The sequence below is a fragment of the Zoogloea sp. genome (assembly GCF_028693495.1).
Classification (GTDB): Bacteria; Pseudomonadota; Gammaproteobacteria; order Burkholderiales; family Rhodocyclaceae; genus Zoogloea.
The window spans coordinates 1-10,197 of the sequence record NZ_JAQUVG010000115.1 but is presented as its reverse complement, the minus strand read 5'-3'; the positions used below and the strand labels follow the sequence as shown (position 1 = coordinate 10,197).

Genomic DNA, 10,197 nt, shown 5'->3' with positions numbered 1-10,197 from the left:
GCGATCCTCCGGGGGGTCAGTTTTGCTGTGCCGGCCGGTAAGGCTGTGGCATTGGTGGGGCCCTCCGCATCGGGCAAGTCCACCCTGGCCCGTCTTCTGGTGGGCGTCTGGCCGGCCCTCAATGGCAAGGTCCGACTCGATGGGGTGGACATTTTCCCCTGGAGCAAGGCCGAACTGGGCCCCCATATCGGCTACCTGCCGCAGGAGGTCGAACTCTTCGATGGCACCCTGGCCGAGAACATTGCCCGGTTTGGAGAGGTGGACATGGCAAAGGTGGAAGCGGCCGCCCGGGCCGTGGGTGTCCACGACATGATTACCAGTCTTCCGGAGGGCTATGACAGCAATATTGGCGATGACGGTTGTGTCCTTTCCGGGGGGCAGCGTCAGCGTATCGGCCTGGCCCGGGCGCTTTACGGTAATCCGCGTTTTGTCGTCCTGGATGAACCCAACTCCAGTCTGGACGAGGCGGGTGAGCAGGCGCTGGTCCGCACCCTGCAGGCCCTCAAGGCTCAGGGCACCACGCTCATCGTGATCACCCACCGTACCAGCGTGCTGCCTGCGGTAGACCTGATCCTGGTCATGCAGGAAGGTCAGGTGAAAGCCTTCGGTCCCCGCGATGAAGTTCTGGTGGCTCTCCAGCGTAGTGCCCAGCAGGCCGCAGCTCCCGTCCTCCAGCCTGTTGCAGCCTGAAACCCCGGCCTCATTTCCGGCACATCTCATCCATGAATACTCCCGCATTTTTCCAGCGCAGCGAGCTGCGCGCTGTCCTGTGGCGCTTCCGGCGCGAATTCTTCGTCTGCGTGGTGTTCTCGGCCATCATCAACCTGCTGATGCTGACCCCCACGCTCTACATGCTTCAGCTCTTTGATCGGGTCATGATCAGCCAGAGCCTGTTCACCCTGGCGGCCATGACCCTGGTGATGCTCTTCCTGTTCGCAGTCATGTCGTTTACCGAGTGGCTGCGCTCCCGGCTGCTCGTCCGCCTGGGGGTCCGTCTGGATGAGGAGCTCAACACACGGGTCTTCAAGGCCAGCTTCGAAGCCCAGTTGCGGCAACTGGGCGGTAACCCCTCTCAGGCCTTTTCCGATCTGACCAACCTGCGTCAGTTCATGACGGGCAACGGGCTGTTCGCCTTCATGGATGCACCCTGGACGCCGATCTATCTGGCCGTCCTGTTCATGCTTCACCCCTGGCTGGGGGTGATTGGTGTGGTGTTTTCACTGATCCTGCTGGCGCTTGCCTGGTTCTCCAACCGGACGACCCAGGCCCCCCTCGAAAAGGCTATGGAAGCCAGCGGCCACACCAGCACCTTCGTCCAGAGCAAGCTCCGTAACGCGGAGGTGATCGAGGCCATGGGCATGCTGGGTGACCTGCGTCGTCACTGGCTGGTACGCCATCGCAATCACCTGCGCCTCAACAGCACAGCGACTGATGTCAGTGCCCGGGTGCAGGCCCTGACCAAGTTTGTCCGCTACACCCAGCAATCTCTTGCCCTGGGAGCAGGGGCGCTGCTCGTGATCCAGGGCGAGCTCACGGCGGGCGCCATGATCGCTGCGAATGTGCTGATGGGGCGGGCCACCCAGCCGCTGGACATGATGGTTGGCACCTGGAAATCCTTCCTGGGTGCGCGAAAGGCTTTCGAGCGTCTTGAAGGATTGCTTGAGCGGCATCCCGCCAGGGAGACAGGGCGGGTGCACGACGTGCCTCGGGGCGAGATGCGTATCGAAAGCCTGTTTGCCACCGCGCCCAGCCGCAAGGATCCCATCCTCAAGGGCCTGACGGCGGATTTTCCTGCAGGTGAAGTCATCGGCATCATTGGCCCGTCCGGTTCTGGCAAGTCCACCCTGGCCCGTAGCCTCGTGGGTATCTGGCCCTATACCGAAGGACGCGTGCTGATCGACGGAGAAGCCATCGATGGCTGGGATCGGGACGAACTGGGGCCTTTCATCGGTTACCTTCCCCAGGACATCGAACTCTTCGAAGGCACCATCGCAGAGAACATCGCCCGCTTCGGCACCATCGACTCAGAGAAGGTCATCCGCGCCTGCCACAGGGCCGGCGTGCACGACATGATCCTGCGTCTGCCCAAGGGCTACGACACACCCATGGGCGAGGCGGGCAACATGCTTTCCGGCGGCCAGCGTCAGCGCATCGGTCTGGCCCGGGCCATGTATGGTGATCCGAGCATCCTGGTGCTTGACGAGCCGAACTCCAACCTGGATGAAGTGGGTGAGGCTGCGCTGCTCAAGGCCGTTCAGGATCTCAAGGCCCAGGGATGCACGGTCTTCCTGATCACCCACCGGAGCGGCATCCTCGCCGCCACCGATCGCTTGCTGCTTCTGAAGGACGGCGAAATCGCCCTCTACGGTCCGCGTCAGCAGGTCATCGCTGCCCTTCAGGCCAGCGCTGCCGCACCGGCCACTCCTGGTCATGCGGCTCCCCAGCCAGCCTGATATCTCCCCGACATCTGAACTCAGGAACACCCATGTCAACCCCCAATTTCATCAATAAGCCCGCTGCGGTCCCGTCGTCCAAGGAGCCTGCGCTGGAGGGCGACGTCGTGCTGCCCACCGATACCGCACAGCCCATGCGTATCGGCATGTGGGTGTTGGGCCTCGGTTTTGGCGGCTTCCTGCTCTGGGCAGGGCTGGCACCCCTGGATGAAGGCGTCCCCACGTCGGGTATGGTCACCATCGATACCAAGCGCAAGGCGGTGCAGCACCTCTCGGGCGGTATCGTCAACGAGGTCTTCGTCAAGGAAGGGCAGTTCGTCAAGGCCGGCGATCCGCTTCTGCGTATCGACAAGGCAGTCTCCCAGGCCAACTACGCATCCATCCGACAGCACTACCTGACCCTCCGGGCGATGGAGGGTCGGCTCATGGCCGAGCAGGCCGGACAGGGACGCATCTCTTTTCACCCGGATCTGCTCGCAGCCAAGGAAGATCAGGCTGCTCGCCAGGCCATGGAAAACCAGGAAAGCCTGTTCCAGTCCCGCCGTAGTGCCCTCCAGGCCGAGATCGACGGGATGCAGCAGAGCATTCAGGGGCAGGAAGCCTCCATCCAGGGATTCGAGGGCGTGCTGGCCACCCGGAAGCAGCAGCAGGCTTTCCTCAAGGAAGAGCTCAAAGGGCTGCGTGAGTTGGTTGGAGAGGGCTATGCCCCTCGCAACAAGCTTCTTGAGCTCGAACGTCTGCTGGCCGAGAACATCGGCTCCATCGCCGAATTGCAGGGCAACATCCAGCGCGCCCGCAGCGCCATTGCCGAGCTGAAGTTGCGCATGCTCCAGCGTCGCCAGGAATACCGCAAGGAAAGCGATGGCCAGCTGGCCGAGGTGCGCCGTGAAGTCCAGGCTGACGCGGACAAGCTCAAGGCGGCCACCGACGATCTGGCCCGGACCACGATCCGCTCCCCGGCCGAAGGCCAGGTCGTGGGTCTGGTCGCCCAGACCGTCGGTGGCGTGATCACTCCTGGGCAGAAGCTCATGGACGTGGTGCCTGCCAACGAGAGTCTCCTCCTCGAGACCCGGGTTCCCCCCCACCTGATCGACCGGGTCCGCCCCGGACTGGAAACCGATGTCCGTTTCTCGTCCTTTGCCCATGCACCTTCCCTGGTGCTCGAAGGCAAGGTGGACTCCGTGTCCGGTGACCTGATCACCGAACCTCAGACTAATGTCTCCTACTACCTGGCCCGCATTTCCATCACGCCCGAGGGCATGAAGGAGCTGGGGCACTACCAGATGCAACCCGGGATGCCCGCCGAAGTGGTTATCAAGACCGGGGAACGCACCGTCCTGACCTATCTGCTCCATCCGCTGCTCAAGCGCATGGCCGCATCCATGAAGGAGGAGTGAGCATGGCGAAGCGGATGTATCTACCCACGTGCTTTCGCAAGCCGCTGTTGGCGCTGGCCCTGGCAGGCTTCACCCTGCCGGCCGCGGCCCTCGACCTGAGCGAAGCCTACCGTCTGGCCCTGGAGCAGGACGCCGCCTACAAGGCGGCCCAGGCCGAGGCTGACGCCCGGCGCGAAGTCCTGCCCCAGGCCCGCGCCCAGCTGATGCCCAATGTCTCCATGAACCTCTCCCGCAGCCGGAACCATACGGACCGGGATTCCCTCACCGCTCTGGGTCGTACCGTCAGCGACAGCTACGATTATTTCAGCAGCAACTACGGCATCACCCTGCGCCAGCCCTTGTTCCGAAAGTACAACTTTGCCCTCTACCAGCAAGCCGGCTACGACGTGGAAAGTGCCGAAGCCAACCTGGACAAGAGCCTGCAGGATCTTCTGGTGCGTCTCTCCGGCACGTACTTTGAAGCCTTGATGGCTCAGGACCAGTACGCTCTGGTACTGGCCCAGAAAGAGGCCTACGGCATCCAGCTGGCGGCAGCCCGCAGGGCGTTTGAGGCAGGACATGGCACGCGCACGGACATCGACGACGCCCAGGCCCGCTATGACATGACCCTGGCCCAGGAGCTCGAAGCAGCCCAGAACCTGGGGTACACCCGGCGCCAGCTGCAGGTGATCGTCAATGAGCCCGTGGATGTCCTGTCCCAGCTCGATCCCGAGCGCATGCAGCTACAGGGCCCCGCACCCGCCTCGGCGGAGGAGTGGATTGCCCGTGGTGAGGAGATCAACCCGGAGCTGCGGGCCATGCGGGCCAATATCGAATCAGCCCTCCGGGAAGTGGAAAAGGCGCGTGCGGGGCACATGCCCACCGTGGACCTCATTGCCCAGCGCACCAAGAGCTCCAGCGAGAACAACGTCTCCATCAATACCGCCTACGACACGAGCATGGTCGGGCTGCAGGCATCCATCCCCCTGTTCGCCGGAGGGTACGTGAACTCCCAGGTGCGTCAGGCGCAGGCCAACCTCAAGAGGCTCGAACAGCAGTACGAGGCCCGGCGTCGGGAGGTGTCCCAGATGATCCGCAAGGAGTTCCAGAGCGTCACCGAAGGCGTGCTCAAGGTGCATGCCCTGCAGCAGGCCGAGCGCTCCGCGGACCAGGCCGTGATCTCCAACCAGAAGGGCTTTCAGGCCGGCACCCGCACCCAGGTGGACATCCTCAATGCCCAGCAGCAACGGATGAACACCCGGCGTGACCTGGCCCAGGCCCGCTACCAGTACATCCTCTCGCGGATTCGTCTCCAGGGCCTGGTCCAGTCCCTCAACCAGGAAGAGATGGAAACCCTCAACCGGTGGTTGCGCCGCAGCTAAGCCCCGAGCCCGGCGGCGCGCAGCCCTACGGCAGCCCGCCGTCGTCGTCCAGGATGGTGCGGACGGCGGTGAGGGTGGCCACGCCGACCCCGAAACTGCCGCCCACCGGGTTGCTCACCTCCAGGTAAAAGGTTTCGTCAGCCTCGTCCTGCCGGTCCCCGACGATCTCCACCGGGATCACCGCCTGGTTTTCGTCGGGATAGAGCCTGAGGGTGCCCGAGACGGGCAGATAGTCTTCCCCGGCGCGGGCCGTGCCGTCGCGGGTGGTGAAGTCCACGCTCAGGATCTCGTCGGCTGAGGCGCGAACCCCGGTGAACTGCAGCAGGAAATACGCAAGGCTGACACCGCTGTTGCCCTCGGGCAGCGACTTCCTGACCTCCGACGGCGTCGTGGGGGCGTCTGGATAGTGCTGCCGCAGGCTCTCGTCGATCCACTGCTGGTAGGCGCCGACCCGCTGCCACGCGGCGATCTCGCCATAGCTGCTGTTGACTGCGGTGTCGATGTCGGGATCGTCGCGGTAGGTGCTCAGCCGGGTCGTGTAGCTGGCAATGCCGGCCACCCGGCCGTCGATGAAGGCCGGGCCGCCGCTGTCCCCCGGTGAAATGATCCCCTCGCCGGGCACGCCCAGGTCGTGCAAGCCCAACAGCCGCCCCAGGGCATCGTTAAGGTGCGTGCCGCTGTCGAAATCGGCGAGGAACTGGGTCCCGGCCTGGGGGTTCCAGGCCATCCCGGCGCCCATGTATTGCTTGAGCAGGCCCACGTCGGCATCAATCCGGTTGTTGGCCTTCTGGCGCAGGGGCTCGCCCGAGTACTCGACGGTGCCGCCCGTGCCGGTGCCGGGCCTGCCGTAACCCACCAGCGTCACCACCTGCCCGATCTCGTCGCCGTGGCGGTAGATCTCATGGCGTTCGGCCGCCAGCGGCGCCGGGCTGCTCAGCCAGACCAGGGCCAGATCGTTGTTTTCGTTCGGGTTGTCGTAGCCCGGATGGATCAAAATCCGGGATGCCTGAACGCTTTGGTCGCCCGCGAGGGTCTCGAAGTGCACCGTGGCGGCATTGCTGCCAGACCCGAACAGGTGAGCTGCCGTCAGCACCGCCTGCCCGTCGTAAAGCAGCACGCCGGTGCCGTAGTAGCCGTTTGATGCAACCCGGACGACGCCGTCCAGGCCTTCGCCCGGAAGGGCGCGGTTGCGTAGATCGGAGGAGGGCGTGACGGTGGAAACCATGGTTTTGGGCGTGGAGGGTGGCGGTGATCGCCGTCAGGGGTTAGTGCATCAGCTGACCGTGCTGGGCGGTTGGGGCGCCGGCAGCGCCCATCCAGTCTGGCCACGCGCTTGTCGGCCAGGCCGCATGCAGGTACAGGCCATGGGTGATCCCCAGCCACTGGCGGAGGGGGGCTTCACGCATATCCAGACACGCTTGGTCGGACTCTGCCAAGCCCTTGAAGTTCAGGCGGATGCTCGCTGCGCTGAGGCTCACGTCGACCGAGCCGACCAGCCAGCTCCGGCTCGCTGCGGAAGCCGGGACGGGCGGCTCCGGCCGGAGCCCGGCCCGGGCAGCATCCTGGGCGAAGCCCTGGCGGGCCTCGGCGTACAACCGGTTGGCCGGCGCCTGGGGCCCGGCGCTTTTCTCCAGCCAGGCCACCAGATGCGGAATCAGGCGATCCAGCAGGCGGCGGGTGAGCCACAGGACCAGACGCTCGCCGTCCTCCGTTTCACCGGCCAGGCGGACCCTGTCCTCAAGCTCGATGTATTCGGTGGTGATGCGGTGCAGTGCCGTCGTCAAGGCCGGAGCGCCTCAGAGCAGATTGCCGAAGCTGATGGTGCCGCCCTTGTTGAGAAACTCGAGGTCCAGGTCGCCGGCAGGGGTTTGCGGCAGGGGCTGGGCCTGGGCCTGGGCCTGGGCCTGGGCTTCGGCATGCGCCTGGGCGAGAGGCGCCAGCCTGGCCAGATGCTGCATGGACAGCAGCTGGCAATAGGCCAGGGGCAGGGCTCCCCCATTGCGCAGCGCCACGACGGCGTCTGCCGGCAGGGCGTTGAGGGCCGCCTCGTCGATCCGGTACAGGCCTTCCACGATGCGCTCGCCGCCGGCCTCCTGCACCTTGAGCGGCCAGGGCTGGATCAGTCCGTGGTGCTGCAGCAGCGCGCAGACGCGCTCGGTGAGCACCCGGTTGGCCTGGACCTGGGTCAGGAAGTTCATCACCTCCGCCACCCCCTTGGCCGGTTTGTTGTCTTCATCGAAGAAGGGCTCGCCCTGGGGTCCGTCGGTGATCAGCCCACTCTCCTCGTCGAAGCACAGCACCTGCTGCCCGTTTTCGGCATGGGCCAGCTGGAACGGGTAGCCCCTGTAGGCGGCCGGCGTATACGCCGCCAGCCAGCGCCCATCGGGCGCGACGAACAGGTTCTGCCCCGGCGCAAGCCCTTGGACGGCGACGGGCACAAAGCCTCCACCGGTCGCGACAAAGCCGACCGGCAGGCTCATGATCGCCTTCGGCAGCTCCTGGGCGACGAGCGGAATCACCGCATCCTGGGCAGCGAAGCGGTAGCTGGAATGACGCAGCCAGCGCTTGCCGGCGTGAAGGTTCCGGGATAGGGCGACGAAGTTGGGCATGGTCTTGGCGGTGGGCTGACATCAAACGACGGGCAACACCCTCATTCCGCCGCGTCTTCCTTGGTTTTGCGCTTGGTGCGGGGCTTCTTGGGCTTGTCTTCCACCGGCGCCTCTTCCTTGTGCTTTACTGCCGCCAGCAGGGCGGCCACATAGGCATTACGGGCGGTCTGGGCAATGGCCAGCTGGCGTTGCAGCCGGGCAATCTCTTCATCCACCGCCTGTATGTTGCCCACCTGTTCACGGGCGGCGTCGTTGAGGTTGGCGGTGGCGTATTGAGTACCGTTGAGGGTGACGTATTCGGGCAGAGCCATGATGTGTGTCCTGGGTTGCAACAATCGGGGGCGCATTTTCCCATAAACGGAGCTGGAACGGCCTGACATAACGTTCAGTGCTCCTTCTGATCGTTGGCATCCAGTCGATCCAAAATCGCCAGTGCCTGCTTGACATCCCCTGTTGTGGCCAATGCCCGAAAGTGGTTTTCGGTATCCCAGGCCGCCAATGCTCTAGCACTCATTTCCTCAACCAACTTGTTGGTGCTGAGGCCGCGACTTTTCGCCAGCGACTTCAAGCGTTCCGCCGTGTCGTCCGGCAATCGGATCGTTAATGTCGTCATTGCCATTCCTCCAGACATTGTGCAGGTGTCAGCACCCGCAGTTGATCAAATACCAGTTCGCCCCGACCGAGATCCCGCACCTTATGCGTCACGATCCCGGCAGCACCTCCCGCCAGCGCGAGTTCCACCAAATGGTTGTCCGCCTCATCGGGAAGACTGGGACGCCAGCCATAGTAAATCGTCACCCATCGACCGCTCTTGGCCAGTGCTGCCAGCACCTGTTGCCGTTCCTGAGCAGTTGTTGCGTCTCCCCAGACATACCGCCCTAGCGAACCGTGGTCTCTCCCCGGTTTTCTGCGGGGTAGGCGTCATGGACTTTGATGCCATTTTTGACTAAACTAAAAGCCAATTGGCTTTTTTTGGACAGGAGGACACCATGACGACTGCCAGCCTGCATCCATCGTTTGTTTCAGCGGTAAACCTGCTCGGAGGCGAAGCCGTGCTCCATACTCGGCCCCGGGTGGTGATGGACTGGATTCCCTTGATTCGCCAAGGCCTGCCCTCGGCGTCGGTGGATACGGTGGTGCGCATTACACGCATCACCCAAAGTGAACTGGCGCACGCGCTGGCCATCCCTGAGAGGACACTGGCCCGGCGCAAACGCGAGGGTGCGCTCTCGCCAGAGGAATCCGCCAAGTTCGTGCGCTTTGCTCGCGTGGTCGAACGTGCCGAAACCGTCTTCCAGGACTCCGACAGCGCACTGGACTGGCTGCAAAGTCCCAATGCGTCGCTGGGTGGCGTTACCCCGCTCTCGCTACTGGATACCGATATCGGTGCTGACAGCGTGCTGGACACTCTGGGGAGGATCGAGCACGGGGTGTTTGCCTGATGCGCACCGTCTGGCGCATCACCACGGGCCGCTTTGCCCAGTCCGCCTTCAGTGGTGAAGGCGCCAGACTCTACGGCGGACGCTGGAATCCGAAGGGTTGGGAGGTGGTCTATACCGCCGAATCCCAGTCCTTGGCCTTGCTCGAACTGATGGTGCAGGACGATCCCTTGCGCGCGCACTACGTGCTGATTCCCGCGCAACTGCCCGCAGATCTACCCGAGACACGCATCGACGTCGATCAGCTGCCGGATGACTGGCGGACCCTCGGCGCCAGAGATGTCCTCCAGGCCAAGGGACTGGCCTGGCTGGAAGGTGGTCAGGCCGCCGTACTGAACGTCCCCAGCGCAGTGGTTCCGGCAGAGCGCAGCTACTTGCTGAATCCCCGCCATCCGGATTTCGCGCGCATCATGATTGGCGAGCCTCAGTCCTTGCAGACCGATACCCGCCTACTTCGCAATCTCGGCAAGCCCATGTGACGATAGGCCTACCCCAAGATCAAACGCCAATCGCGGCGCGGATCGGGTTCAAGACCACATAGGCCATGGTGGCCAATAGGGCCTCTGCTCGTCCAGTAGCGCCTGGCTTTTGAAACGGCCTTCCCAGAATCGTCCGGTGCAATGGTACCCGGGCGTATCAGCCAGGGAGATCAGGCTGGAGCGGGGGCGGGTCATGGGGTGCAGTGTAGAAGAAGGCTGCGGATCTTATGTCTACTGATGTGGGTGTCCTTTTGTTTCTTTTTAGGGATGGATGAAAAAAAGCGACACGTGCCTCTCAGCAGCGGAGTGCCATCGGAGATCGCACTACATCAAGCCGTAACCGCTCACTGAGCGGCGTTCTTCCCCCGCCCTGGCTCACGCGGAAGAATCCTCCTTCTGTTCAATCAGGAGGAACGCGAAGTGAGCAGCGCGACGACAAGCAACAACAAGCGGCAGCGG

Annotated in this window: 11 protein-coding genes and 1 pseudogene; 6 read left to right on the top strand and 6 right to left on the bottom strand. The window is 63.8% G+C overall.

Annotation, left to right across the window (positions count from 1 at the left end; all coding sequences use genetic code 11):
- The 4 genes from PHD22_RS15040 to PHD22_RS15025 form a co-directional block, all read left to right on the top strand.
- The coding region (locus PHD22_RS15040) for an ATP-binding cassette domain-containing protein (RefSeq protein WP_299868626.1) at positions 1-690 on the top strand (690 nt) is incomplete at its 5' end.
- 32 nt (positions 691-722) lie between these two features.
- Positions 723-2,453, top strand: a complete 1,731-nt coding sequence (locus PHD22_RS15035; protein WP_299868623.1) for a type I secretion system permease/ATPase — start codon at positions 723-725, stop codon at positions 2,451-2,453.
- A gap of 32 nt (positions 2,454-2,485) precedes the next feature.
- Positions 2,486-3,850, top strand: coding sequence for an HlyD family type I secretion periplasmic adaptor subunit (locus PHD22_RS15030; protein WP_299868618.1), 1,365 nt, complete (start codon positions 2,486-2,488; stop codon positions 3,848-3,850).
- 2 nt (positions 3,851-3,852) lie between these two features.
- Positions 3,853-5,211: a TolC family outer membrane protein gene (locus tag PHD22_RS15025; RefSeq protein ID WP_299868615.1), complete on the top strand. Its 1,359-nt coding sequence runs from the start codon at positions 3,853-3,855 to the stop codon at positions 5,209-5,211.
- A gap of 25 nt (positions 5,212-5,236) precedes the next feature.
- On the opposite strand, the gene PHD22_RS15020 is transcribed toward PHD22_RS15025, so the two are convergent.
- From PHD22_RS15020 to PHD22_RS14995, 6 genes and pseudogenes are all read right to left on the bottom strand, one after another.
- Complete coding sequence (locus PHD22_RS15020; RefSeq protein WP_299868613.1) at positions 5,237-6,436, bottom strand: trypsin-like serine protease; 1,200 nt, start codon at positions 6,434-6,436, stop codon at positions 5,237-5,239.
- 40 nt (positions 6,437-6,476) lie between these two features.
- Positions 6,477-6,995 carry a hypothetical protein gene (locus tag PHD22_RS15015; protein ID WP_299868610.1) on the bottom strand — a complete coding sequence of 173 codons (519 nt, stop codon included), beginning with the start codon at positions 6,993-6,995 and terminating at the stop codon, positions 6,477-6,479.
- 12 nt (positions 6,996-7,007) lie between these two features.
- On the bottom strand, positions 7,008-7,820 hold the full coding sequence (locus PHD22_RS15010) for a SapC family protein (protein WP_299868608.1): 813 nt from the start codon (positions 7,818-7,820) through the stop codon (positions 7,008-7,010).
- Positions 7,821-7,861: 41 nt separating this feature from the next.
- A complete protein-coding gene (locus PHD22_RS15005) occupies positions 7,862-8,131 on the bottom strand; it encodes a DUF6447 family protein (protein WP_299868605.1) in 270 nt (89 codons plus the stop codon).
- 74 nt (positions 8,132-8,205) lie between these two features.
- A complete protein-coding gene (locus tag PHD22_RS15000; protein WP_299868602.1) occupies positions 8,206-8,439 on the bottom strand; it encodes a CopG family transcriptional regulator in 234 nt (77 codons plus the stop codon).
- Positions 8,430-8,666: pseudogene (locus tag PHD22_RS14995) on the bottom strand (PIN domain-containing protein); the annotation flags it as partial. The pseudogene PHD22_RS14995 and the gene PHD22_RS15000, both read right to left, overlap by 10 nt.
- Before the next feature lie 143 nt (positions 8,667-8,809).
- Here PHD22_RS14995 and PHD22_RS14990 point away from each other — a divergent pair.
- Together PHD22_RS14990 and PHD22_RS14985 are read left to right on the top strand one after the other, a co-directional pair.
- The gene (locus PHD22_RS14990; RefSeq protein ID WP_299868599.1) at positions 8,810-9,262 is read left to right on the top strand and encodes an antitoxin Xre/MbcA/ParS toxin-binding domain-containing protein; all 453 of its coding nucleotides are present in this window, start codon (positions 8,810-8,812) and stop codon (positions 9,260-9,262) included.
- Positions 9,262-9,738, top strand: a complete 477-nt coding sequence (locus tag PHD22_RS14985) for an RES family NAD+ phosphorylase (protein WP_299868596.1) — start codon at positions 9,262-9,264, stop codon at positions 9,736-9,738. The genes PHD22_RS14990 and PHD22_RS14985 overlap by 1 nt, the downstream gene beginning before the upstream one ends.
- Positions 9,739-10,197 lie beyond the last annotated feature (459 nt).